Origin of the sequence: Metamycoplasma faucium (assembly GCF_045160055.1) — a bacterium.
GTDB classification, from domain to species: domain Bacteria; phylum Bacillota_I; class Bacilli_A; order Mycoplasmatales; family Metamycoplasmataceae; genus Metamycoplasma; species Metamycoplasma faucium.
The window spans coordinates 219,312-245,884 of the sequence record NZ_CP088155.1 but is presented as its reverse complement, the minus strand read 5'-3'; the positions used below and the strand labels follow the sequence as shown (position 1 = coordinate 245,884).

At 24.1% G+C, this 26,573-nt stretch carries 28 protein-coding genes; 11 read left to right on the top strand and 17 right to left on the bottom strand.

Features of this window, described 5'->3' with window-relative positions:
* The first annotated feature begins 6 nt into the window (after positions 1-6).
* Positions 7-705, top strand: a complete 699-nt coding sequence (locus tag LQ356_RS01100; RefSeq protein ID WP_405311955.1) for a B3/4 domain-containing protein — start codon at positions 7-9, stop codon at positions 703-705.
* Positions 706-1,060: 355 nt separating this feature from the next.
* On the opposite strand, the gene arcC is transcribed toward LQ356_RS01100, so the two are convergent.
* The 7 genes from arcC to LQ356_RS01065 all read right to left on the bottom strand — a co-directional run bounded on the left by arcC (position 1,061) and on the right by LQ356_RS01065 (position 8,272).
* On the bottom strand, positions 1,061-1,993 hold the full coding sequence (gene arcC / locus LQ356_RS01095) for a carbamate kinase (protein ID WP_405311953.1): 933 nt from the start codon (positions 1,991-1,993) through the stop codon (positions 1,061-1,063).
* 1 nt (position 1,994) lies between these two features.
* Entirely contained in the window at positions 1,995-3,038 is a 1,044-nt protein-coding gene (argF, locus tag LQ356_RS01090; RefSeq protein WP_405311952.1) for an ornithine carbamoyltransferase, read from the bottom strand.
* A gap of 158 nt (positions 3,039-3,196) precedes the next feature.
* On the bottom strand, positions 3,197-3,829 hold the full coding sequence (locus LQ356_RS01085; RefSeq protein WP_405311950.1) for a hypothetical protein: 633 nt from the start codon (positions 3,827-3,829) through the stop codon (positions 3,197-3,199).
* A gap of 38 nt (positions 3,830-3,867) precedes the next feature.
* Complete coding sequence (locus LQ356_RS01080) at positions 3,868-5,214, bottom strand: hypothetical protein (protein ID WP_405311949.1); 1,347 nt, start codon at positions 5,212-5,214, stop codon at positions 3,868-3,870.
* A complete protein-coding gene (locus LQ356_RS01075; protein ID WP_405312187.1) occupies positions 5,204-6,250 on the bottom strand; it encodes a nicotinate phosphoribosyltransferase in 1,047 nt (348 codons plus the stop codon). The genes LQ356_RS01080 and LQ356_RS01075 overlap by 11 nt, the downstream gene beginning before the upstream one ends.
* Positions 6,251-6,474: 224 nt before the next feature.
* On the bottom strand, positions 6,475-7,212 hold the full coding sequence (locus LQ356_RS01070) for an MAG0920 family protein (RefSeq protein WP_405311947.1): 738 nt from the start codon (positions 7,210-7,212) through the stop codon (positions 6,475-6,477).
* A gap of 334 nt (positions 7,213-7,546) precedes the next feature.
* On the bottom strand, positions 7,547-8,272 hold the full coding sequence (locus LQ356_RS01065) for an MAG0920 family protein (protein WP_405311945.1): 726 nt from the start codon (positions 8,270-8,272) through the stop codon (positions 7,547-7,549).
* A 272-nt stretch (positions 8,273-8,544) separates the two neighbouring features.
* Between LQ356_RS01065 and LQ356_RS01060 the strand changes: the two genes are divergently transcribed.
* The 7 genes from LQ356_RS01060 to LQ356_RS01030 all read left to right on the top strand — a co-directional run bounded on the left by LQ356_RS01060 (position 8,545) and on the right by LQ356_RS01030 (position 13,563).
* Entirely contained in the window at positions 8,545-8,721 is a 177-nt protein-coding gene (locus LQ356_RS01060; RefSeq protein ID WP_405311944.1) for a hypothetical protein, read from the top strand.
* Positions 8,722-8,884: 163 nt separating this feature from the next.
* Positions 8,885-10,306, top strand: a complete 1,422-nt coding sequence (gene pyk / locus LQ356_RS01055; protein WP_405311942.1) for a pyruvate kinase — start codon at positions 8,885-8,887, stop codon at positions 10,304-10,306.
* Between the two features lie 139 nt (positions 10,307-10,445).
* Positions 10,446-10,826: a hypothetical protein gene (locus LQ356_RS01050; RefSeq protein ID WP_405311941.1), complete on the top strand. Its 381-nt coding sequence runs from the start codon at positions 10,446-10,448 to the stop codon at positions 10,824-10,826.
* Positions 10,786-11,169 carry a hypothetical protein gene (locus tag LQ356_RS01045; RefSeq protein WP_405311939.1) on the top strand — a complete coding sequence of 128 codons (384 nt, stop codon included), beginning with the start codon at positions 10,786-10,788 and terminating at the stop codon, positions 11,167-11,169. The genes LQ356_RS01050 and LQ356_RS01045 overlap by 41 nt, the downstream gene beginning before the upstream one ends.
* A gap of 2 nt (positions 11,170-11,171) precedes the next feature.
* The gene (locus LQ356_RS01040; RefSeq protein ID WP_405311938.1) at positions 11,172-11,903 is read left to right on the top strand and encodes a hypothetical protein; all 732 of its coding nucleotides are present in this window, start codon (positions 11,172-11,174) and stop codon (positions 11,901-11,903) included.
* A 220-nt stretch (positions 11,904-12,123) separates the two neighbouring features.
* The gene (locus LQ356_RS01035; RefSeq protein WP_405311936.1) at positions 12,124-12,621 is read left to right on the top strand and encodes a hypothetical protein; all 498 of its coding nucleotides are present in this window, start codon (positions 12,124-12,126) and stop codon (positions 12,619-12,621) included.
* 126 nt (positions 12,622-12,747) lie between these two features.
* A complete protein-coding gene (locus LQ356_RS01030) occupies positions 12,748-13,563 on the top strand; it encodes a Cof-type HAD-IIB family hydrolase (RefSeq protein ID WP_405311934.1) in 816 nt (271 codons plus the stop codon).
* Here the strand turns inward: LQ356_RS01030 and LQ356_RS01025 are convergent.
* The 5 genes from LQ356_RS01025 to LQ356_RS01005 are packed head-to-tail and all read right to left on the bottom strand — an operon-like array spanning position 13,560 to position 18,432.
* Positions 13,560-14,207, bottom strand: a complete 648-nt coding sequence (locus LQ356_RS01025) for a uracil-DNA glycosylase (RefSeq protein WP_405311932.1) — start codon at positions 14,205-14,207, stop codon at positions 13,560-13,562. The two genes, LQ356_RS01030 and LQ356_RS01025, sit on opposite strands and share 4 nt — an antisense overlap.
* Entirely contained in the window at positions 14,197-15,051 is an 855-nt protein-coding gene (gene fmt / locus LQ356_RS01020; RefSeq protein WP_405311930.1) for a methionyl-tRNA formyltransferase, read from the bottom strand. The genes LQ356_RS01025 and fmt overlap by 11 nt, the downstream gene beginning before the upstream one ends.
* Positions 15,052-15,057: 6 nt before the next feature.
* Positions 15,058-15,930, bottom strand: coding sequence for a class II fructose-bisphosphate aldolase (locus LQ356_RS01015; RefSeq protein WP_405311929.1), 873 nt, complete (start codon positions 15,928-15,930; stop codon positions 15,058-15,060).
* Positions 15,931-15,982: 52 nt separating this feature from the next.
* Positions 15,983-16,474, bottom strand: a complete 492-nt coding sequence (locus LQ356_RS01010) for a DnaJ domain-containing protein (RefSeq protein ID WP_405311927.1) — start codon at positions 16,472-16,474, stop codon at positions 15,983-15,985.
* 17 nt (positions 16,475-16,491) lie between these two features.
* On the bottom strand, positions 16,492-18,432 hold the full coding sequence (locus LQ356_RS01005) for a transketolase-like TK C-terminal-containing protein (protein ID WP_405311925.1): 1,941 nt from the start codon (positions 18,430-18,432) through the stop codon (positions 16,492-16,494).
* Positions 18,433-18,662: 230 nt separating this feature from the next.
* On the opposite strand from LQ356_RS01005, the gene LQ356_RS01000 reads away from it, so the two are divergent.
* The 3 genes from LQ356_RS01000 (at position 18,663) to LQ356_RS00990 (ending at position 22,405) form a co-directional block, all read left to right on the top strand.
* Complete coding sequence (locus LQ356_RS01000) at positions 18,663-20,054, top strand: M17 family metallopeptidase (RefSeq protein WP_405311923.1); 1,392 nt, start codon at positions 18,663-18,665, stop codon at positions 20,052-20,054.
* A 2-nt stretch (positions 20,055-20,056) separates the two neighbouring features.
* Complete coding sequence (locus LQ356_RS00995) at positions 20,057-21,427, top strand: M17 family metallopeptidase (RefSeq protein WP_405311922.1); 1,371 nt, start codon at positions 20,057-20,059, stop codon at positions 21,425-21,427.
* 243 nt (positions 21,428-21,670) lie between these two features.
* Complete coding sequence (locus tag LQ356_RS00990) at positions 21,671-22,405, top strand: ECF transporter S component (protein WP_405311920.1); 735 nt, start codon at positions 21,671-21,673, stop codon at positions 22,403-22,405.
* A 20-nt stretch (positions 22,406-22,425) separates the two neighbouring features.
* On the opposite strand, the gene plsY is transcribed toward LQ356_RS00990, so the two are convergent.
* The 5 genes from plsY to LQ356_RS00965 are packed head-to-tail and all read right to left on the bottom strand — an operon-like array spanning position 22,426 to position 26,536.
* On the bottom strand, positions 22,426-23,094 hold the full coding sequence (gene plsY / locus LQ356_RS00985; protein WP_405311918.1) for a glycerol-3-phosphate 1-O-acyltransferase PlsY: 669 nt from the start codon (positions 23,092-23,094) through the stop codon (positions 22,426-22,428).
* A gap of 36 nt (positions 23,095-23,130) precedes the next feature.
* On the bottom strand, positions 23,131-23,520 hold the full coding sequence (locus tag LQ356_RS00980) for a hypothetical protein (protein WP_405311916.1): 390 nt from the start codon (positions 23,518-23,520) through the stop codon (positions 23,131-23,133).
* On the bottom strand, positions 23,511-24,902 hold the full coding sequence (gltX, locus tag LQ356_RS00975; protein ID WP_405311914.1) for a glutamate--tRNA ligase: 1,392 nt from the start codon (positions 24,900-24,902) through the stop codon (positions 23,511-23,513). The genes LQ356_RS00980 and gltX overlap by 10 nt, the downstream gene beginning before the upstream one ends.
* 20 nt (positions 24,903-24,922) lie before the next feature.
* The gene (locus LQ356_RS00970; protein WP_405311912.1) at positions 24,923-25,741 is read right to left on the bottom strand and encodes a hypothetical protein; all 819 of its coding nucleotides are present in this window, start codon (positions 25,739-25,741) and stop codon (positions 24,923-24,925) included.
* A gap of 48 nt (positions 25,742-25,789) precedes the next feature.
* The gene (locus tag LQ356_RS00965) at positions 25,790-26,536 is read right to left on the bottom strand and encodes an ATP-binding cassette domain-containing protein (protein WP_405311910.1); all 747 of its coding nucleotides are present in this window, start codon (positions 26,534-26,536) and stop codon (positions 25,790-25,792) included.
* Positions 26,537-26,573 lie beyond the last annotated feature (37 nt).

The following is a 26,573-nucleotide window of genomic DNA, read 5'->3' as shown; positions in this document are numbered from 1 at the left end:
GATATTATGAAGAAATTTGAAATAACTAAAGATTTTTTTGAAATTTTCCCCAATGCAAATATTGCAGTCATTATCGCAAAAAATATTGATAATAATGTAAAAATTGAGAGTGAAAAATTATTAAATAAAGCGAGTGTTATTGCAGAAAAATATATTGATTCTCAAATATGAATCGACAATGAAATAATTAAATATTGAAGAGAAGCGTTCAGTAAATTTAAAACCAAAAAAGGTGCACGAAGTTCTATAGAATCACTATTAAAAAGAATTAGCAATGGCAACAAATTAAATTCTATAAATCCATTAGTTGATATTTATAACTATATATCATTAAAATATGGAGTTCCTTGTGGTGGTGAAGACATATTTAAAATTAAAGGAAATATGTTACTAACAAAAGCTGATGGTTGTGAACAATTCATAACTTATGGTTCTAATATTTCTGAGCCTCCATATCCTGAAGAAATAATTTATAAAGATGATGATGGCGCAATTTGTAGATGTTTAAATTGAAGAGAATCAACTAGAACATTATTGAAAAATAATACTACAAATGCAATTTTATTCATTGAATCTATTGATGATAAATTTTTTGATGTAATTCAAAATGCTTCAAATGAAATGACTCAATTAATTCAAGAAAATTTAGGTGGAAATGTAAAAATTCATATTTTAAATAAAGGAAATCCAAAAACATTTATTTAAAAATATCAAATAAATAACAATGTAAACATAAAATTCAACTCTATATAATAATTTATTTAGATTGCATTTTTAATGTAAAAAAGTGTGACTAATAATTTTTTTGCCCATAATAATTATGTTCATAAAATCAAGTATAAGATCAAAACATAGATTTTACTTTGATAATTTTAATTAGTAAAGAGTATAAGATTTATTTGCAAAAACGTAAATCACAGTTTAAAATTTAACATTCATTTGTAATTATTGCAATCGTTTAGTAGTTTTTTTATCAAAAAACATTGAATATTTAAACAAAAATAAAATATGAACAATTAATGTCCATATTTTTTTATATATTTTGAATTAATTAAATTAACTATTTTAAAGTAACTTTAGTTCCTGTTTTTTCATTAATAATTGCTTCAAGGTCTTTAAGGTCACCAATAAATGATGCTTTTCCACCTTCTTCAACAAATTTAATTGCTGCTTTAACTTTAGGAAGCATGCTTCCTGGAGCAAATTGATTTTCTTCAATGTATTTTTCAAGTTCAGCTTTTGTTGCATGTTTTAAAGCTTTTTGGTTAGGTTGTTTGTAATTTACCATAACATTATCAACTGCTGTTAAAACAACAAAATAATCAGCTTTAACTAGTGAAGCAATTTTTGATAAAGCAAAGTCTTTATCAATAACTCCATCAACCGGGCAAATCATTCCTTTTTTGTCTTTAACTGAAGGAATTCCTCCTCCACCACCAACAACAATGATTGCACCTGATTCAACTGCTTTTTTAATTTGATTGATTCCAACAAAAGTTTGTGGAATAGGAGAAGCTACAACTTTTCTATATCCACGTCCTGCATCTTCAACGATAACGCTGTTTGGATTCATCATTTCAGCTTCTTCTTTTGTTGCATAAAAAGGACCAATAGGTTTTGTAGGATTCTTGAAAGCTTTATCATTTTCATCAACTATTGTTTGAGTTAAGATATACATAACTTCTTTGTCTATTTTAGCTTCGTTAAATGCATTTGTAATTGCATTTACCATATGAAGACCAATATATCCTTGACTCATTGCACCAGCTTCTGGTAAAGGAATTAAAGGTGATTTTTCATTAACTTCATGTGCTTTTGACATTCCATTAAAAATCATTCCAACTTGAGGACCATTACCATGACCGATAATAACTTCGTGTCCTTCTTTAACTAATTCTGCAATTTTTTTAGCAGGTAGTTTAACAAGTTCTTTTTGTTCTTCTGGGTTGTTACCTAAAGCATTTCCACCTAAGGCTATAACAATTCTACTCATATTAATATCCTAATGTAGCTAGAATAACTGCTTTTATAGAATGCATTCTATTTCCAGCTTGTTCAATAGATTTGTTGTATTTTGATAAAAATACTTCATCAGTAACTTCCATTGCACCTGTAGATACAACTGGATATTTAGCACCAAATTTTTCTTTGATTTCTGATGAGAATAAAGTGTGGTCATCATGAAATGCTGGTAAGCAGTGTAAGAAAATTACATCTTCTTTAGCTGCTTTAATCATTTTCATATCAACTTGGAAACTTCCTAATTCTTTGATACGAGGTTCAAATAGTGAAAAATCTTCACCTAATGATACTCACACGTCAGTATAAATTACATCTGCATTTTTAGCAGCTTCTAATTTGTTATCTGAAAATGTAACAGATCCACCATTAACTTTAAATAATTCTTGACAAGCTTTGTAAACTGCTTTGTGGTCTGGGCCATTTTTAACTATTTCATGTTGATCTTTAGGTCCGCATAATACAACATGCATTCCAGTAAATGCTGCACCAATCATAATTGAACGAGCAACGTTGTTTTTGATATCTCCGGCAAAAACGATTTTTTTACCTTTTAAGTCACCCTTTTGTTCTTTAATAGTCATATAGTCAGCTAACATTTGAGTTGGGTGTTCAGCATCAGTTAAACCATTTCAAACTGAAACTCCTGAATATTTAACTAATGCATCAACATCAGATTGTTTGAATCCACGGAATTCAATTCCATCATAAAATTGTCCTAGAACTTTAGCAGTATCTTCGATTGATTCTTTTTTACCAAAGTTTGATCCTGCTGGCCCGATGTAGGTACATGATGCACCTAAATCTGCTGCTGCTACTTCAAAAGCACAACGAGTTCTTGTTGAATCTTTTTGGAACATGATAGCAATATTTTTTCCAACTAATGGACGATTGTTAACATGTAAACCTTGCAATTTTGATTTTTTTAAATCAATTGCTAAGTCAATTAAATAATTAATTTGATCGGTTGTAAAATTTAGAGCTGAGTCTAAACTACGACCTTTTAAATTCATAGGCATTAAAGCACTCCTTATTTGTTTATATAAAATATCGATATTTTTTAATGTGCATAAACACATTCATAATTATACATTTAAATAAAAAGATAAAACTATGAAAATTAAATAAATTTAAGTTAAAAAATATAAATAAAAAATTACTAATTAATAGTAATTCTCTATGAAAAATTTAACATTTTGCGGACTATCATATTCAGTTGATGCAATATTTTTCTTATTCCATCAAAATATAACTTGTAATGCTTGTATTCACCACGTAAAATAAATTTTTTGTTAATAGCTTTTGTATATTCAATAGCTAAATAAACATCAAATATTTCATATGTTTGCTTAATTTCAACAATAAATTTTTCAATCAAATGTTTAAGATCAATACTATTTAATTCTAAAGATGGACGTCTAAAAGATTTACGAGCATAATTTTGTAAATAAGTGTAATAAATGTTTCTTGATTCTTTATCAAATGCAGGAGCATTTTCAAATAATTTTTCATTATTAGTTTGTTCTTTTGATAATTCAAAATCTTTAAACATCTTGTCTAGATCAATAGCGTTTTTTTTGTAATTATTTTCTGATGTAAAAATTGAAATTATTTTGCTAATTATAAAAATAAAGAAAACTAAAAATATAGAACCAAATACATAACAACTAATTGAACCTGCTTTGTTTATATTTGCTTTTATTGTATTTGAGGCTAGTAGAATTAAAATAATTCCACCAATTAAAAATGAAAATATTAAGACTATGCTTAATATATTCAATAAATAGGATTTAAATTTTGTATATTTCATTTTTTATTATTCTATTTTCTAATATCAATATCATAGTTTTATTGATAAAGATTACCATAACCTATTTTGGAAAAAGCTTCTTTAATTTTTTCTAGATGAGTAATTGCTTGTTTAATTGCATTAATATTTTTCTTGTTCATAGCAGCTTTTGATGCTTTTATGATATCTAAAGCTTCTTTAATTAGTGCTTCTTGATTTGGATTTCTTCTTATTTCAATTTCAACTTCTGAAATATATTGGCTTAATTTAGCAATTAAATATTCTGTAAGAATTTCATTAATTAAAGTTTTAGTTTTACGTAATGAATTTAGATCATTGAATTCATTAATTTTCTTAGTTACAAAATTCAATAAATTATTGCCAATTAACTTAAGTTGAGGAGTAGAACTAATTTCAATAGCATATTCACGACAATCTAGTAAAAGTAGCAATAATCTAGCACGTTTAAAATTAATTGTTAAATTATTAATTTTAGTAATAACAGATTCTTGTGTTAAGTTTTCATTAACTTTAACAGTAAATGTTTCTAATGAATCTTGAACATATTTAACAATTGAACTGTATTTTTTATGATCAATTTTTTCTTCAAATGCTGTAACTTCATTGAATAGATTTTGAAGTTCTTGAATTTTTTCATTAGTTATTGGTGTATTTGAAGTCGCTAATTTATTATCGGTGTCTTCAATAACTTTTAAATTAAACTTACTAAAATCAATTTCAAGCGTTTCATTTTGATTCATGTTTGGATTTGTTGATTTAACTATTTCAACTGTTGATGATTTATCTTCTTCCTTAGTTTCTTTTTCATCTTTAGTTGATTCTTGTGCTATAGTATTTGATGAAGTGCCTAAAGAAAGTTTTTTACTTGGCAAGATAATAATTGAACATATTATAGTTCTTAATAAAATTAATCCTAATGCTATAGCCGAACCATAAGCTGCATATAATCAATATATTTTTTCTTCTGGTTTAAATGTTATTTTTGCCTTGGTTAGTAGTTTTTGAATTTGTGGATTTTTAGATTGAAAAATTATTAAGAATAATATTACAGTATAGATTGAAAAAATAATTGTAAATATAACTCCTGTAATAATTATTCCCATTTTCTTTCTTTTAATTACATCGTATATTTGATCATGCGCGTCTAATCTTAATTTATCAAAAATATTAAATACTAACATGACAATGGCAGCAATTCCTAAACAAGTAGCTGAATTAATTAAGTAAACTTTTTTAGTATTCACAAAATTTTCTATTTGTTTCAGACTTGCTATTTGTTTTACAAATACCATTAAATAAAGTGCAGCTGAACTTAATGTTAATAAAATTCATAACACTAATGAAACAATGTACACTGGTTTTTTATATGTTGATTTAGTTTTCATTTTTATTCCTTTCATAAATAATTAAATCTGGATTGTTTAAATATTCTCTTCCGGCTTTAGCAATTTTCTTTCCGTTTATTTTAGTAGCATCTGCACTAAAATGAATTTTAATTCTTAACAATGCTTCGCCTACTCCATATGAATCAACTGGGGTATGCTCATCTTCAAATTCTTTTATTCTATTTTCATCAAAACCTGATGAGACTGTAATTTTAACATGCTTACCACCATTTTTATCTAATGCTTCACGTAGCTTTTTGACTTGTAGAGGCGTTACCCCAAATTGAGCTTCTCCTTCTTTGAACATTTTATCAATCATAGATTTTGATGTATCAATTCTAACACCTTTAAGTTTTTCCTTAAATTTTTTAAGGCATGCTAATGAATCCGATATTACATCGTTATGAAAATCTACTAAAGCATATAATGGCTCATTTGGAAAAGTTTTACAATATGCTTCACATGCTTTTAATACATCACCTTCAAACATTTGAATTAATGCATGAGGCATTGAACCATAAGTATGAGATAAATCGTAATTAGAAGACACTAATGTTGAATGATTTTTAATTCCTCCAACTTTTAAAGCATATGCATCATTTAATTGATTTATATAATGATCCGCTCTATCTGCCATACTAATTATATTTTTACCATTTGATGCTTCAACGATTCTATATGCATTAGTTGCAATTGAAGTTTGCCTTGCTAAAATTCCATCAATCATTCCTTCCCAAATTCCAAATTCATAATAAGGTCCTTCTAATTCTAAAACTACGTCTCGATTATTAATTATTGTTCCTTCAGGTAAATATTTAATAGTATATTTAGAAATATCAGTATTATTTTTCAACAATTCTAAAACTTCATTAATACCACATAGTTTTACATTATTATGTCTTTGAAAAAATTGCAAAGTTATTATTTCATTCTTACGGTATTTCCTAGCAATTTCTTGAGTTTTATGAAAATATATTGATGTTTTATCTTTAAGTTCCATATTCTCCTTTACTCTTTTTTTACACTTAAATTTTATAATAATTTGCTTTATTTATAGAAAATATGATTTTTGTGCACAAATAAAAACTTACATAAATAAACGATTATTTAATGTTCAATTTAAATATTTCAAATATTTTTTCTTCAAAATATCCATTCTTTAACATATTATAATTCATCATATTTTTGTACATATTTTTACAATTAAATTAAAGTATAAGGCTTCACTTTTAATCATATGTATGTTGATTAATAATAGCATTATTTGCAATTGAACATAGCATTGAATTTATATGCATTGAAAAATGTTGCAAAATCTTCAATTTTATATTTTTTGCTATCTATATAAGTATTGTCATAATCTAAAATACATCAATTATAAATTTCATTGATATTGACAATAGGTTTATTTTTTCTTATAATATTTAATAAATCAAAATTACTTAATCTAATTTTTATATGTGTTTTCCTAAATTCAGATTCAATATTAACTTCTTTTGTAAGAAAAATTATTACATCATTTAAATATGAAATTGATAAATAATCTTCAAACCTTTTTCACTTATTTTTATTTTTAGAATTAATTTTTCTTCAACCAATTATTTTTCCTAAATAAACAAAGCGAGTAATGATACAAGTTAATAAATATGCCGAAACAAATATATCTGAAAATACCACTTCTAATATGATTTCAATTTTTTCTTTTTTAGTAATATTTTGAAATAAATATTTATTAAGAAAATAAAAATTAAAAGTAAAGCAAATTATCAGAATAAATAAGTAAATTAAAATAAGAAAAACTATTTTCTTAATAGTGTTAATAAAAAAATAATCATTTATACTTATTTCTTTATTTATAAAATATGATCTTGCTGATACTTTTAACTGTATATATTTATACTTATTTTTAGTTAAAAAATCAATAACAATGTATGCGCAAATTATTATTAAGTTAATAACAAGAAAACTTATTAAATAATTAAAAAAACTAGAATTCATATTTTAACCAAAATTATCAATTAATAATTTATTAGGCAAAGTTATTATTTCATTCTTACGGTATTTCTTAGCAATTTCTTGAGTTTTATGAAAATATATTGATGTTTTATCTTTAAGTTCCATATTTTCCTTTGCTCTTTTTTTTATACTTAAATTTTATAATAATTTGCTTTATTTATAGATAATATGGTTTTTGAAACTTAACCATAAAATAAATATTATTCAATTTTCATTATTAATTAATTTAAAAATAAATAATTTTATCTTATATAAAATTAATTGTCTAAAACATAGATATACAAAAATTTTTAAATCAAATTAACTAAAAAATAATTTAATTTTTAAACATAATATTAAATTTATATGCATTAAAAAATGTTGCAAAATCTTCAATTGTGTATTGTTTTTTATCTATATAAGTATTATCATAGTCCAAAATACATCAATCATAAATTTCATTAATATTAATTTTATTTTTCTTTCTTACAATATTTAGCAAATCAAAATTACTTAATCTAATTTTTTCTTCTGTTTTTTTAAATTGTGATTCAATATCAATTTGTTTAGTAAAAAAATTTATCAATTCAGATTGATATGAAATAGAAAAATAATCTTCAAAATTTTTTCATTTATTTTTAGAGTTAATTTTTCTTCAATTAACTATTTTTGCTAAATAAACAAAATAAACAATTAGTGAACTTAATAAATATATTGAAATAGTAAGTTCAGAGAATATAAATGTAAAAGTAATATCAATTTTGTCATTTTTATTCATTCCTTGTAATAAATATTTATTAAGAAAATAAATATTAAATGAAGTAAAAACAATTTCAGTAAATAAAGCAATCAAAATTAAAATAAATATTTTCTTAATAACATCACTAAAAAAATAGTCTTTTACATTAATTTTTTTACCTATAAAATATGGTTTTGCTGATACCTTCAATTGAACATACTTATATTTATTTTTTGTTAAAAATTTAATAAGAAAATACCAAACTACAATTGTTGAATTAACAAAAAGAAAGGTAATTAAATAATTAAAGAAATTTGAACTCATATTTTAACCAAGATTATAAATTTTTTCTTTATTTCGCAAAGTTTTTATATATCATTCATTTAATTTTGAATTAAAAACTTTTTTGCAAATTTCACATAGTTTTTATGATAACACAATATGTCATTAATTGCATAAATAAATAATATGTAAATCTTCAAAATTAAGATAAATTCACCATTTTTGATAAATTAAGGCATGAGTTTTCACAAATTTTTATCAATTTTTAACTTATTAAGCTTTTATTATCTAAAATGAAAATGTAAGGAGTAAAAATGAAAAACAATGAAAAAGAAGTAGAAATTACACTTCAAAACGAAATAAAATTCGAAGATTCATTAAAATTGCTTGATTCTTATAAGGATGTAAAATGTTACTTACAACCTAAAGACAAAAATGACGAATCTATTTGTATAGTTTGTGTAATAAATGAAGATAATAAAATTAAATAAAACAAAAATTAAAATTCAAAAATTTGTTTTAACTTAAATCAACATTATAAATCAATAGTTTTTTAACTTATTTTTAATAAGAAACTATTTAAATAAGAAAGTATAATATTAAAGATTAATTAAAAATTTAAAATAAAAAGCTTATTAAAATATGGAGAAAATAATGAAATTTAACGAACAAAGAACCAAAATTGTGGCTACAATTGGTCCTTCTTCAAATGACCATGAAATATTAACTAATTTAATAAAAGCTGGTGTTTCTTGTTGCCGTGTTAATTTTTCACATGGAACTGAAGAAAGCCATAAACAAGTTTATGATTTAGCTAGACAAGTATCAAAAGAATTAGATATTCCTATGTCTTTAATGCTTGATACAAAAGGTCCTGAAATTAGAATTGGTAAAATGCAAAATGATGCATGTATGATTGAAAAAGATGCATATATCAATATTTATACAGATGCTAAATCACATAAAAACTTAATTGGTGATGAAAATAATATAACTGTTTCATATGAAATGGATAAAGATGTATATCCTGGGGTAAAAGTTTTATTAGATGATGGAAAATTAGTAACTGAAGTTAAGGAAGTAACAAAAAATAAAATAGTTGTTAAATCTTTAAATTCGCATTTATTAAAAACTAATAAAAGGGTTAACATTCCGGGAATTGATTTTTCATTACCTTTTATGAGTGAAAAAGATATTAATGACATTGAATGAGGAGCAAAATATGGAATTGATATTATTGCTGCTTCATTTGTTAATTCCGCTGAAAATGTTAATGAGATAAGAAATTTACTTAAAAAATTAGGTAAGGAAAATATTCAAATATGTTCAAAAATTGAATCTAAAAAAGGTATAGATAATATTGATGAAATAATTGAAGCTTCAGATTCAATCATGGTTGCACGTGGTGATTTAGGACTTGAAATACCTTATTATGACGTTCCTTATTATGAAAAGAAAATAATCAGAAAATGCCGTTTAGCAGGAAAACAAGTTATAGTCGCAACCCAAATGCTTGATTCAATGGAAAAAAGTCCTTTACCAACTAGAGCTGAAGTTACGGATGTTTATTACGCTGTTGAATTAGGTGCTGATGCAACAATGCTTTCTGGCGAATCAGCTTCTGGACAATATCCGGTAGAAGCAGTTAAAACTATGGCTAAAATAGCGCAAAGAGCTGAATCTGAATATTATAATGAACTATTTTATAATGAGCAATTAAAAACTATTGCAAAAAATGCATCTTCAAGAAGCAAAATAGCTTATGAAGTTGCCAAAAAACTAAAAGATGGAAAATTTAAATTTGCCGTTATATTATCACACACTGGAGAACTACTTAAAGAAATATCAACATATAGACCTAATGCTTTTATAGCAGGAATTGTTAGTGATGATAAATTAGTTAATAAATATGGCATAACTTCGGGAATCTTCTGTGAACAACATTCTGAAAAAATTAGATTAATGATTAAAGAAAATCATGATAATGGAAGAATTGCTTTAGAAAGATTTAATATCAAAAAAGGTGATAACTTTATTGTTGTTGATAGTTTAAATATCACTGAACACATTTATTAAATTAAAACGAACTATAAAATTAAAAAATATGAAGTGTAATGATTTGTGCTTCATATTTTTAATTTAAATTTATTAAGATTTACGAAATTTATTCTTATAGATTATCAAGCAAAAGTAAAATGATATAAAATATAAAGTAATGATTTATTTATTATTTTCTTTTTTTCCTATAGGTATAGTTTTAATATTAATAATTTTATATAACATTGAAGGAAGAATAATTAATTTTTATAATAAAAATTTAAATTATTTTATTAGTACAAAATATAAAGTTAATATTAAAATAAATAAAAAAATTAAAAGATGAAAAATTGAAGCAATAATAATAACAATATTGTTTTTCTTATTATTAATATTCATTTCAATACCCATATTTTACGAAGTCAAAATTGAAAAATTTACTTTAAAAGATATAACTCCAAGTATCACTTTAGGATCCGCTTTTATCTTTTCATTTACTTATAAATACGCTAATGTGAGTGGATATAAGAAGAATAGTAAGAAAATTAAATTTATATAGTAAAAGTTTTAACAATACAAAATATGAAAATTATTTTTTAGACTTTTCAGAAATTAAAATTAGTGATTCTAAAAAAATGATAGTACATAATTATATTGTTATTGATAATATGAATATTTATTATCTTATAAACCCTTTTAATGCACATTCTATGATTTATTTACCTTCATATTCTAAAATTAAAGAAAGATTAAATAAAATTGAAAATTATGATGATAAAATTGCCTATATTGATTCAACATTATGTTCTGAACCATTAACATTAAAAATTGATAATGAATATTTAGATAGAGAACAAATAAGTTATTTAAGATATTTAATTATTAATTTTATAAGGAAATAAATATGATTAAATCAACAATGTTATATATTATTTTTTGCTTAATTATTGCATTTACTATAGGGTGAGTTTTTATATTTAAAAAATTTATTTATGATAAATTTATATTTTTAATTTTAAATGCTACAAAATATTTAAATGAAAATAATTTAACAATAAATAAAGGATTTTTAAAAAAGACATTTTTTAAAAATGCTGGTTTATATACATTATTATTAGCGCCCATTTATATTTTTTGTTATTCATTTGTTCTCTATATCTTTTTTAATAAAAAATTAACATATATAAATGAAATTTTTAAATATATTTCTTTTTTTGTGTGTTTGATAATTCCCTTATTTTTACCTATAATGATTCCTGAAAAATTTATAGGTGTAAAACTACATATTTTAATGTGAAAACATGCATCAAGAAGCAATGATAAAACTACCTTTTTTAATGATGAAATTGACATCAATTTAGAAAACAATAAAATCTTTTTAGAAAATTTGAATAAAAATATTAATATTGAACTTAAAAGTAAAAATCCTAAAATAGATAAAAAATATACTTATGACCAAATTAGAAAATATTGTTTTAAAAAAGAAAAATTTCAACCCTATAAATTAAATTTATTTTTATTTAAAAATCCAAAAGATATTTATTTAAATAATAAAGAATTAACATTTAATCAACTAACAATGTTAAGACTGTTCTTATTTGAAGAATTCAATAATTCAAAACCATTTTTTAATTAAATTTTTAATGCTAATAACAAAATAATTATAAACAGTCGAAGTTCAATGATTTGCACTTCATATTTTAGTTTAATTTTTCATTTACTTTTATATTCATATGGTTAACTAAATTCTACAATTCACAAAATTTTCCAAAGTTTTACTAAAGTTTTCACAAATTTTTACCAATTTTTAACTTATTAAGCATTTACCCTTTAAAATGAAAATGTAAGGAGAAAAAATGAGAACAAAACAACATTTAATTAAGTTAAATAACGAATTTGATTCAAATTTATTAATTAAGGATATAAAAAAATACAATAATGTAAAATCATATATAGATGAAGATGCAGATAATCCTAAAGTAAAATATTATCTTTTTGTCGTAAATGAGGATAATAAAATTGTTAGAGGTAATAAAGGTGGAACTATGAAACAAAGTGAATTTCAAGAATTAGTAATTAATGAATTTAAAGAGCAAAAGAAGTTTAATGAACAACAAATTAAATTTAATGAATTTGTAATTAATGAATTTAAGGAACAAAAGAAGTTTAATGAACAACAAATTAAATTTAATGAATTTGTAACTCAACAATTTGCAGAACAAAGAAAATTTAACGAACAACAACTTAAATTTAATGAATTATTTTCAAAGCGTTTGGATTCTATTGAAAATAGACTTACAATATTAGAATCGTTTCATAAAGAAGAGCTTAAAAATTACAAGAAAATTTCTTAATATATCCATCCATTTTGAATATTAAAAATATAAATAAAAATTAATAACCCATTTAATTTAGAGATAAATTCATAGGTTATTTTTATTATTTTGTAATGAATAATAAAAATCATTTAAGATTCTTATATGGAAAAAAATTTTAATGCATTTTTTATTGATTTAGATGGAACTACAATTGATATTCCTGAAGAACAAAATACTGAAAATTTAGGCATTAGTGAACAAAATTTATATGCCTTACAACAAATTTCAAAGAAAAAACCAATAATTATTTCAACAGGGAGAGCAAATAGTGAATTTGTTTTAAATGTTGCAAATAAAATTGGTGCACCTTATTGTATTTGCATGAATGGTTCATTAATAGTTGACAATAAAAATAAAATTATTAAAACCACTCCAATAGATGAAAAAACTACAATTAAATTAATAGAATATATGCAAAACCACAATCTTTTTTATACAATGAATGAAGGTGGCATCATTTATTACGGTAATAAACAAAATTGTGAATTTGAAAGACCATGAGTTAAATGACATAAAAAATTACCATATGCAGAAAGACCAAATATTAAAACTCCATGTAAATTTTTATGCTATGGAGCTTCGAAAGATAAAATCAATAATATAATAATTGAATTGAGAAAAGAATTACCAAATTTAGAATTTCATAAAGTATCATTTGGGTATTCAATTGAAATAACTAATAAAAATGCATCAAAAGGTAAAGGTGGCCAATACGTTGCTTCTTTATTACATATTGATCCTAAAAAGGCATGTCATATCGGAGATACCGGTAATGATATTAATTCATTACCTGAAATCGGGACTTTTATTGCTATGGGTAACGCTACTGATGAAGTTAAAAAACATGCAAAAATCATTGCACCAGATTTTAGAAATTCAGGTTTATATAAACTATTTAAATTATTAAAAGAAATTTAATAAGTAGACCAATCTATAGGCTTCTTGTTTAAACTTAATAATTTTTCATTAATTTTTTTAAAGATATTTGAATGATAAAAACTCTTTTTATAACTTAACGGTGAGGGGTGAGATAAACAATAAATTATTTGTCTTTCTAATTTTATATTCTTAATGAATTTAAAACTTTCATTGCCTAAAATTAAATAAATAATATTTGAATATAACAAGTTAAGTTTTTGCAATAAATTAAGCGTGAAAGTTTGTCACTCAATTTTATTGTGTGATAATGGTTCATTTTCATTTACAGTTAATATAGAATTAATCAATAAAATGCCTTGATTTTTTCATGATAATAAATTATTAGATTCAAATGTTACGTTAGGATATGAATAATTTATTTCATTAAATATATTTGTTAGAGATTTTGGTCTGACTAATGATTTTGTTGAAAAACATAATCCATCCGCATATCCTTTTGTAGCATATGGATCTTGACCAATTATTATAATTTTTAAATTATCATAATCAAAATTTTTAAAAGCATTAAAAATATTTTCTTTGCTTGGAAAATATGTTGGATGCTTTTCTAAATAATCAAAAATAGAAATAAAATAATCTTTTTGTTCTTCTTCTTTTAAAAAATATTCAAAATTAAATTTCATGTTTCACTCTTTTTTTGCCTTCAAATTGATATTCAATTAAATACAATTTGCCATTTGAAAAATCTAGAAATAGCGGGGTTTTACACTTATCAAATGATGCTCTAAAAATTTTTAATCTTTTATTATTAAAAATAATAAATGCACCAGGTTGATCATTAAAAGCTTTAATTTTTGAAAATGCTTTTTCTTTTGTATCACTTAAAAATATTTTTGCATCTTCATTTTTGATTTTTGGTGCAAAAGTTGCAACTTCATCATTTTGTTTTTTAGCCAAAATTTGATTAGAATAAATTAGCCTAATTCAATTTGGCAAGTTTTCATTAGTTATTTTTGCTAATTTATCGTATATTTCTATTGCAGTATCATCTTTTTCTATATTAATTTGTTTCGAGAAAATAATATCACCAGCATCCATTTTTTCAATCATATAAATTAAAGAAATACCAGTTTCCTTTTCATTATTTAATAATGCATGTTGAATAGGTGCTGCTCCTCGATATTTTTCAAGCAAACTTCCATGTACATTTATAGATGCCTTTTTAGCTAAATTTAAAATATTGGTTGGTATATATTGCCCAAATGCAGCAGTAATTAAAAAATCATATTCAATATTTTTTAATTCATTATATATTTCATTTATTTTATTAGGTTGAAACAATTTTATATTATTATTTTGTGCTAATTTAGCAACATCAGTTTCAATAACATTTTTAGAGCGATCCAATGCTTTATTAGGTTGTGAAATTATTGCTTTAATTTCAAAATCACTATTTTTGATAAGAGATATAAAAATATCAGCTGAGAATTTAGCAGTACCTGCTAAAACTAATTTAATCTTATTCATTTTAATTTATTTTATACGATTAATTGAACCAAACTCAGTAAATTTTTCTTTTAATAATTTATGTACAGCTTCCATACCAGCATTTGAAATTTTTCGTGGATCAAAATTTTTGTCTTGATCAATTTTGCCAAACAGAACAAATTCTTTGATTGCTTTTGCATTAACAAGTTGTAATTCAGTATTAACATTAACTTTTGCAATTCCATTTTTAATAGCTTTCTTTATTTGTTCAGAAGGAATACCACTACCACCATGTAAAACAAGTGGCATTTTACAATCTTTATCAATTTTTTCTAACGTGTCAAAATCTAAGCTTTTTCATGTTGAAGGATATTGTCCATGTATATTTCCAATTCCTACCGCTAAGGCATCAACTCCCAATTCTTTCATTTTTATTGCTTCATTAGTATCAGAAACAATAACTCCTGAAGATATAATTCCATCTTCTTCACCACCAATTTGACCAATTTCAGCTTCTAAACTTGCATTATATTTTTTACACAAACTAACTAATTCTTTAGTATTTTCATAATTAACTTTAAATAATTCATGACTACCATCATACATAACTGAACTAAACCCTGCTTCTAGTGCCTTAACACATTGTTCATAACTTCCATGATCAAAATGTAAAGCAACCGGAACAGTAATATTTAAATCACTAACCATACTGTTTACTACTGAATAAACTACATTATATCCCCCAAAATACTTAGTTGCACCATATGAAGCGCTAATTATTATTGGTGATTTAAATTCTTCTGCAGCTAGCAATGCAGTTTTAGTTCATGCTAAATTATTTATATTTATATGCGGAATTGCATATTTATTTTTATATGCATTTTTTAACATTTCTTTAATATTTACTAATTTTGTCATATTTCATACCTAACCTAAAAAATAATAATGTATTACTAATACATAATATATTTTATAATAAAAATTTTGAAATCATAACGCCGATGATTGTAAAAAGAGCACCTAATAAAAGAACTAAATAAACATAGGTAAGTCAATCTTTTCAAATATTTTTCTTTTCTTTATTTTTTTGGTCAGGTTCACCGTTTTTCTTCTTTCTTTTGAATATTGATTTAAGTATGTCTAATAATAAAGTATCACCATCGTCATCTTCTTCACCATACGATTCACTATTGTCATAAGCATCTTCTAAATTGTCATAATCATCTTCAATAATTTTGCCGCTATCTAAATTATTATTTTCATAATTATTTGTTAAAAACTTATTATTTTTTAGTGCTTCATAAGCGTCACTTATTTCCTCAAATTTTTTTACTGCTTTTGGATCATTATTTCTGTCTGGATGATATAGATTTGATAGATTAAAATATGCTTTTTTAATTTCATCTAAACTAGCATTTTCAGATAAACCTAAAATATTACAATAATACTTTCGATGATGCATAATTAAAAATTATATATTTATTTATCATTTAAAAAACTTATCACTTTTTCAAGTAAATAATTTGTGTTAAACCCTTTTAATTTATAAATTTCTTCACCTGAAGTTGATTCACCGAATGATGAAGCAAAATGTGATGCGATTTTATTATATTTTGATAGTTTATATCACATATAATCATTTGCTGCTTCAATTACAAACATTGGTTTTTTATCAAGATTTAGCGACTTAATTAAATTTTCATCATTAACTAGATCTTGCAAAATAGGAACAGAAATAACTTGTGCCTTAATATTTTTATTAATTAGGTCGTTTGCTAATTGATATGCAAGTGAAACTTCGGATCCTGATGCTAATAAACTTATATCAAAATTATTGCATTTCTTGATAACATAAGCAGCTTTATTATCACACATATTATAAGAGTGTAAATTTTGTCTAGCAGTAATAATTGCAATTTGTTTATCATTCTGATTTAATGCATAATTAAATGCATATAAAACTTCTGATTCATCACATGGTCTAATTACCCTAAAATTATCAATTGCTCTTAACATAGTTAATTGGTCATAAGGTTGATGTGTTGGTCCATCTCCACCAACTTGATATGAATCATGACTATAAACATGAATTGAAGGAATTTTCATAATTGCTCCTAATCTAAGCGCTCCTTTTGCATAATCAGAAAATGCCAAAAATGTTGAATCAATTGTTCTTAAATTTGATGCCAAATAAATTCCATTATTTATAGCACTCATAGCAAATTCTCTAATTCCATATTTAATATTTTTGCCTCCATCTTTTAAATCAATATTAAACCCGATTTTTGTTGAGCTCTTTAAATCAGCAGAACCTCCAATAATATAAGGTGAACTTTCTAAATAACTTAATATTTCTGCACAATAATCACGTGTTGCAACATTTGTTTTCTTTATTATTTCTTTAGAAAATTCAAAATGAATATCGTTATCTATTAGTTGTTTTAATTCATTATATTCATTAGGAAATAATTTCTTATATTCAGAAAATAAGTTTACCCAATTATCATAATTAAGGTTTTTTTCTTTCATAAGTTGTAAACAATAATCATACACATCATTTTCATAATTAAATGGAATTAAATTATTTAAATCACATTTTTTCTTAAATTCAATAGTTTCATTTTCATTTAAATAGCCATTATGCCCTTTAGGTATGTTTTCGTATGGGGTATTTTTTGCGATTGTTGTATGTACTCTAATATATGAGGGTTTATTAGATTTTTTAGCTTCTTGGATTGCATTATTTATTTCTTCAAATGAATCAGACATTACATCAAATGTTGAAAAATGGTTTGCTTTAAAATAGTTAATAAAATCAACATTATTAACTTCATATGATTTTGAATCAATCTGTGTTTCATTAAAATCATGAATTAAAATTAATTTATTAAGTTGCATTGTACCTGCTAAAGCTATTGCTTCAAGTGCAACTCCTTCTTGCATACAACCATCACCATGTAAGACATAAACATAATGATCAATAATGTTAAAATCTTTTTTATTATATCGTTTGGCCAAATATTTTTGGGATATAGCCATGCCAACCCCCATCGCAATTCCTTGGCCTAAAGGTCCAGTTGATGCATCAACATACTTAAATTTATCTATCTCAGAATGAGAAGGAGTTTTTGAATTTATTTTTTTATGTGACTTTATATCTTCAATAGTTAAAAGACCTAATAAATGCATTATTGAATAATAACACATAGAACCATGTCCTGCTGATAGAATAAATTTATCACGATTAATTCATTTTGGATTTTTGCTTGAAAAATTTAAGTTTTTAGCAACAATAGAATATGAAATGGGTGCAGCTCCTATTGCCATACCCATATGTCCTCCTTTGGCATTATTTATTCCATCTATTGCAATTGCTCTCATAGTGGCAATTACTTGTTTATTTATCTCTTTTTCTATCATATTTTGCCTCGTTATTTTCTAAATTTTCTTATTAAAAAATTATAAATTTATTTATCTTATAAATTTAAATTTAAATTTATTAAAGATTGTTAAAAACATATAATTTAATTCATCCTATCAAAATTAAAAAAGAACTCTGTTTTTGATATTTTAAATACTAAAAAAAATATTGCATATATAATTAAATAAATTAATCATTATTTAAATTATTTAATGAAAGGATATAATAAATGATTACTGAATATCAAACAAAACGTAATAAAGACATGCTTTTAAGAGCATCTTATGATGATTGTAATTATGGTGAAAAATGTTCACTAATTGCTAAAAAAGAAAACTTTATTACAGAATTTTTTGATGAAAATGAAGCATATATTTTCATTTCAAAAAATACAAATTGCTACTATAGCTTTTTAAAAGTAGTTGATGCAATTATTTTATCAAAAAGAAGAAACTATCAAATTGACATAATGTCATTTGTTAATGAAAAATTATCAGTTGAAGAAGTTTTAAGAGCTTTTGTTTTAAGAGAAAATTTCCATAACGCTTCTTTATATTCATCAAAGGAAAAAAATAAAGACAAAGAAGAAAAAATTTCTATTTCTTTATATTTAGAAAATCCTGATTACAAAGATTTTGTTAAAAGACTTTCGACAATTTCTGATGCAATAAATGGAGCCAGAAATTTACAAATAACTCCTCCAAATATTGCAACAAGTGAATATATTGCTTCAGAAATTAAAAAAGATTTCTCAAAAAATAAATCATTAAAAATTTCTATTTTAGGAAAAGAAGAAGCAAAAATGTATGGTATGAATTTATTCTTATCAGTTAATGCTGGAAGTTCATATCAACCAAGATGTGTAATTATTGAATACAATGGCGCTCCTAAATCAAAAGAAAAATTTGTTTATGTTGGAAAAGGAATAACTTTTGATACTGGTGGCTATAACACAAAAGGATATCATATGGAAGGAATGAAATTTGATATGTCTGGTTCAGTTATAGTTGCTTATGCAGTAAAAGCTATTGCGGAACTTAAAGTTAAAGCAAATGTTGCTGCAATAATGATGTTAACTGATAATGCAATTGATACTCATGGGACTTTGCCAGAATCAGTTGTTAAATCTATGAGTGGAAAAACTGTTGAAATAACTGATACTGATGCTGAAGGAAGACTTGTATTAGCTGATGGTCTATATTATGGAGCAAAAAATTTAAAAGCTTCTTTATTAGTTGATGTTGCAACTTTAACTGGAACAATGTTAGTTGCTCTTGGCAAAACTTATAGTGGAATTTATTCAACAAGTTGCAAGAGATGACATCAATTTGAATCTGCTGCAAAAATTGCGCATGAAAAAGTTTGAAGAATGCCTATGCATGAAGATTTTCATAAACCAAATAAATCATCATTGGTTGCAGACTTAAATAATTATTCAACTACTGAAAAATCAGATTGTAATACTGCTGCTATGTTTTTAAAAGAATTCACAAATGATGTTGACTATATTCACTGTGATGTTGCAGGAACTGCTGACAAAAACGGTATGGGGCTTGGAGTTTTAATTTCAACATTAGTTGAACTAGCTGATAAGCAATTAGAAAAAGAAGACAAGGAATAATCATGGAATTAATTAAAACTATTGAAAAAGAAAGAAATTCTTTCCCTTTATTAAAAGCAATTTATAGTAATGACTTATTACCAAAGTTTTGCATTAAAGAAAAGGGAAAAATTACTGAATATTTAGTAAAAAATGAAGCTTATGTTTATTTAGATAAAAGCGATGAGCTTACTTATGAATATATTTATGAATTTGCAAAATCTTTAACTTTGCAATGCCCAAGAAATTATCAAATTGATTTATCATCTTTTGTAACTAAAAATCTTTCAATTAATGAAGTGATTGATGCTTTTGTTAAAGGAATTAATTTTGAAGCATACAAAATATACAATTTAAAAACATTTACAAAAACCGAAAATCCTAATACCTTAAGCATATTTTTAGAAAACCAAACTGAAGAAAATATTGCGGTTTTCAAGAAAGCATTAACAATTATTGATGCACAAAACTTTGCACGTAATTTAGGAATTACACCTCCTAATGAACTAAACAGTGAAAAACTTGCTGAAATAATTAAAAAAGATTTTAGAAAATATAAAAATTTAAAAGTTAAGGTTTTAGATAAAATCCAAATTGAAAAATTAGGAATGGACTTATTATTATCTGTAAATAAAGGTTCTGTATATGAACCAAGAGTAGTAATTATTGAATATAAAGGTGACCCAAAAAGTTCAGAAAAAACTGTCTACGTCGGAAAAGGAATTACATTTGATTCTGGTGGATATTCATTAAAGCCACCTAAATTTATGCTAGGCATGAAATATGATATGTCAGGTTCCGCAATTGTTGCATCTGCAATGAAAGCAATTGCTCAGCTAAAGCCAAAGAAAAACATATCTGCTATTATGTGTATAACTGACAATAGAATTAACGGAGATGCATCATTGCCTGATTCAGTATACACATCTATGAGTGGTAAAACAGTTGAAGTAAATAATACCGATGCTGAAGGAAGACTTGTATTAGCCGATGGTCTATATTATGGAGCAACAATTTTAAAAGCTTCAAGACTTGTAGATGTTGCAACTTTAACTGGCGCTATAGTAAGAACTTTAGGTGAAACTTATACAGGGATTTGAGCAACTACTGATAAAGCATGAGAAGATATTAAAAAAGCCTCAAAAATTCAACATGAATTAATTTGAAGAATGCCATTTGATGAAGAATATGAAGAATTTATGAGGGGATCTCTTGTTGCAGATTTAAAAAATACTGATTATACAGGAAATGCTGGTTCATGTTCTGCGGCAATGTTTCTAAGAGAATTTACAAATAATGTTGAATACATACACTGTGATGTAGCAGGAACAAATGACATTAATGAAAAACCAATGTTTGCAATGGTAAAAACATTAATTGAAATGGCTCTTTAATACTTATAAATGAAATAATTCCAAACAAAAGTTTGGTTTTATTTTTTTTAGTTGGAAAAAATTTTTTAATGTACTATTTAATAAATATAAAAGGAGCATAAAATCAATTTCTGTTTTAATTTTTTTTATAGTCTTCGTAGAAGCATCAAAACCAAAAATTACCGAATAAATGTTTATGAAATTGCTTTATTTGGAATTTTGCTTGCGCTTTATACGATTAGCTCGCTTGTTGAAAGATATCTAATGCCTAGAACTTTTAGAATAAGTTTAACATATGCTATCTTTATAATTTTTGGTTTAGCACTAGGTCCATGACGTGGTGCTTTTTTAGGTTTACTTTCAGATACTTTAAATCAAGTTATTTTTGGTATTTCAACTTGAATGATTGAATATGCAATTATCCCAGTTATAATCTCATTTTTGTCTGGACTATTAATAAATATAATTTATTTAAAGCGAAAAAACTTTTGAATTCTAAATTTTACATTTTTACTTGGTTTAACAATTTTCTTAATTTATTTCTTAATGAAAAATTATAGTGTATTTAGATGAAATGAATATTCGACAAAATTAAATAAAACTAAACTAATTCCAGTTAATATTGTTTTATCTATTAGTTTAACTGTAATGCTATTAATTTGAGCATTCGCACTAATTCTTTTCGGAATACATGTCAAAAATAAGCGTTTTAAGGTCAAATGAACCACTCAATTAATATTTGGGATATTTATTACTCTTTTTGTAATTCTTATCATTTGTCGCTGATTATGGGGTCCTTTTGCATATATTAATTATCATAATAGATTCAGAAACGGAACATGAAAATACAAAGATTATTATTTAATTTTCATGATTCCTATAATTTTCAAAAGCTTAATTGAAATACCAATATATACAATTATTATTTATTCTTTTTTTCCTGTTATAAATATTTTAAGAAGGAAAATATATTTTTATCGTACTCAAACAAATTCATAATTAATCTTTGAATGAATTAATTATTGTAAAAATTTAAGTTTATTTTCTTCTTTGTTAGCAAGTTTAATATAGTTTGGAACATGCATAAACATTATTAAAATTGCACAAAATACTATCATTATCCCATGAACAGGTCATGCAGTATTAATTTGCACAAATCCAAAAACATCAATATAAAAAATGTTGATTAATGATAATAGTGAAGTAGTTGTTGTGGACAAAACAGATGATATTGAAACAATTTTTGTTATTAAAAGTAAACTTAAGTAAATAATTAAAAATGTAATAAACAATAAAATGTTAAAGGCAAATATAATACCAAAAAAAGTTGCAACTCCTTTCCCTCCTTTAAACTTGAAGAATATTGGAAAAATATGACCAATTAGTACACCTAAACCAATAATAATTGGATAAACAAATTTAAAAAAATTTGTATTGCTTAAATATAGTTTCAATAAAAATAAAATCATTATAGGAATATAACTCTTAAATAAATCAAATAAAAAAACTAATATTGCAAATTTATGTCCGTAATTACGTAATGCATTAGTTGTTCCAGCATTACCTGATCCATGATTTCTTATATCATCGCCTTTTTTTCTTGATAGTAAAATACTAATATTTATTGATCCAATTACATAGCCAATTAATAAAAAAATTAGATTAACTCATATATATTTACCTATCATAATAAATAAATTATAAATAAAAGTTAATCTAATTAATTATTTTTGAAATTTTAAACTAACAAGATTTGAAGTCAACAAATTTTTTTCATGCAAAATATCATATTCAAATGTTATTTCTTTTAATCCAATATTAACATTTTTTAAATACCAATCGAAAATGAGATTTTTTTCTGGCGTTTTATATTCCATCGATGCATATTTATGGTATTTTAAATTTATAATTTGCTCACCATATTTTATCAATATTTCATCTTTGCTTAATTCCAAATGATGGTCTTTTTCGCCATCATTAAAATCTAAAACTAAATATTCATTTTTTGTCGATTCCTTATACGGAATATAATCTGTTTCAAAAATATCTTCTTTTAATTTTGAATTATCAATTGGAGAATCTATTCATGAAATTGATTTATACTTTAGCTTCATTTAGAAAGTCTTTCATAAATAATATCTTGTCCAAATAAATAAATAGCCTTGGCGAGCTCAGGACCATGCTCTTCATATGTTAAAGCAATTCTTATTGGCATAAATAATTCTTTACCTTTAATATTTAATTTTTGTTTTGTTTCATTTATTGCCAATTGAATATTATCAATAGTAAATTCTTTGTTTTTCAAGAAGGTTCCAAAAGTTTTAAGAACATCATTTTTTTGATAGGAAATATTTAAATTTTTCTTTATATTCAAGTATATTTTCAAAAATTCATTTAATTGTTTTATTGTTGCACAATGTGATTTATATGTATCAACAAAAATTTCATTTCATTCTTTAGATTTTGGAGAATTTAATTTGCTGATTAAAACATCATTATCTAAATTTTTTATATATTGTTTTGAAAATCATTCCATTTTTACGATATCAAATTTTGATGGACTTTTGCTCAATCTAGAAGGGTCAAATTTTTCTATTAATTCTTCTTGTGTCATTAGTTCTTTAGCATCTACACTTGTTCATCCTAATAATGCAAGAAAATTGAAAATTCCCTTTGGGGAATAACCTTCATTTTTATAATCCTCAATAAATTGTTTTAAACTGTTGTCACGCTTAGAAAGTTTTTTACCTTCCATGTTTGTAATTATTGTCAAATGACCAAAAACTGGCGGTTCCCAATCAAAAGCTTTATATATAGCTAATTGTTTAGGTGTATTAGTTATATGTTCTTCACCTCTTAAGACATTAGTTATTTCCATTTGATGGTCGTCAACCACAACTGCAAAATTATAAGTTGGATATCCATCACTTTTTATAATAACAAAATCACCAATATCATCACTATTAACAGATATTTTCCCTCTAACCAAATCATTTCATTCATATATAGTATTTTTAGGTAATGAGAGTCTTATAGAAAATTCATTATTGAGATTTCTTTTTTGTATTTCTTCTTCACTTAACATAAGTCAATTACGATCATACCTAAATGAAGCAATACCTTTAGCTTCTTGTTCAGCTCTTTGTTTGTTCAATTCATCAACTGTATCGTATGCTTTATATGCTAATTTTTTATCAATTAATTCATATGCTAGCTTTTTATATACATCAAGTTTTTCACTTTGACGATATTTACCATATTTTGGATTAGGGTTTAATGGGCTTTCATCAGGTATAATTCCTAATCATGCAAGATTATTTAATTGGCTCGCTTCACCACCAACTACATTTCTCTCAATGTCGGTATCTTCTAACCTAAATACAAAATCACCTTTATAATGCTTTGCAAACAAATAACAAAATAAAGCAGTGCGAGCACCACCAATATGTAAATATCCGGTTGGACTAGGTGCATATCTTGTTCTTATTTTTTTCATTTTTTCACCTCTTATATTTATTATTCTCTATCAAAAACTAATGGCACAGGGTCAGTAACATTTTTACTTAAATATGTTTCAACAACTTCACCTTTAACATTTAATTTCATTGGAAAAAAAGGTCAAACACATTCATTGAAATTGTATAAATTAGGATTTAATGATCCTTTAATATATGAGTGCGCAACCTTTAATTTTTCAAATCAATCATCATATATTCCCACTTCAGAAATTGAATGTGGTTTATTTTTGTCAAAATACTTGCCTGTTGAAATATGTGACTTTGTAACATAATATACACACATAAATAAAACGTTTTTTCTATTTAAATATTTTGAATATTTTTTCTTTGATTTTAAGTGTGGAAAATATTTAAAGAGTTCTTCAACTGTAAAAGTATAAATTCTATGCGAATATTTTCTAGAAAAACCACTTGCTTCAAAGAATTTTTCATAATATTCTTTTAATTTTTTAGGGTTAATTTTATCATTTAAATTTGGAAATCCGGATTCAGATAATGAAACAATTTTTTGACCATTTGCATCTCTTTTAAATTCTCCATTCTCATCTTTTTCATATTCATATATTTCATATGCTGGATCTAATGTTGAAATAGGATTTGGATTTTTAATAACATAATCACGAAAAGCAGAGGCGCTTTCTTTTAACCTATATTCATCATTTTTTTTATCATAACTTATATTTTCATTGTCTTTTGTTTTTAATTTTAATTTGGGTAATTCTGCGCATGAAAATGACACTAACGAAATTGGAGTTAGTAAAAAAGGTAAATTCAATCCTAATATAAATAATTTTTTTGTTTTTTTGATATTCTTCATAATATTGTAAATTCCTATTTTTAATTTAAATTATATATTCATTTTAATTTACTTATCAATATCGTAAATAAAATTTATATCCTTTTCTGTTAGAGCATCAAATTTTCCATATTTAATTATTTGCCCATCTTTTATTGCAACATATTTATTAAAATATTTTTTTGCTAATTCAATGTTGTGAACATTGACTAATATTGTGATTTTTTTCTCTTCATTAATATTTTTTAATAATTGAATAACATCATTGGAAGTTTTAACATCCAAATTAGATGTAGGTTCATCTGCTAATATTAAATCAACATCTTTCAATAATATTTTTGCTATTTCAACTCTTTGTTTTTGTCCTCCACTTAATGAACTAATTACAGAAAATGATTTATCAAAAATACCTAATTTATCTAAAATTTCAAATATTTCTATTTTTTGTTCTTTTGTCATTATTTTAAATAATTCAAAAAAGAAATTTTTATATTTTGTATATGTCCTTAATATACTTTGAAAAACATTTTCATCTTCTAAAAGAAATGTATCTTGTGATAAAAAACCTACTTTTTTAATTATCTTTTTTCACTCTCTTTTTTTAATATTATCTAGTGAATAATTATTAATAATTATTTCGCCTTGGGTAATATACAATTGTTTTAATATTGCATTAAATAATGATGTCTTCCCAGAACCTGATTTTCCTATTATTGCAATCATGTCTCCGGAATTAATAGTAAAAGAAATGTCTTTCAATACTGTGACACTTGATTTCTTATATTTCCCCGAAAAGTTGTTGAATTTTATTTCCATATTAAATCTTAATATAAATTATAATTTAAAAAATCAG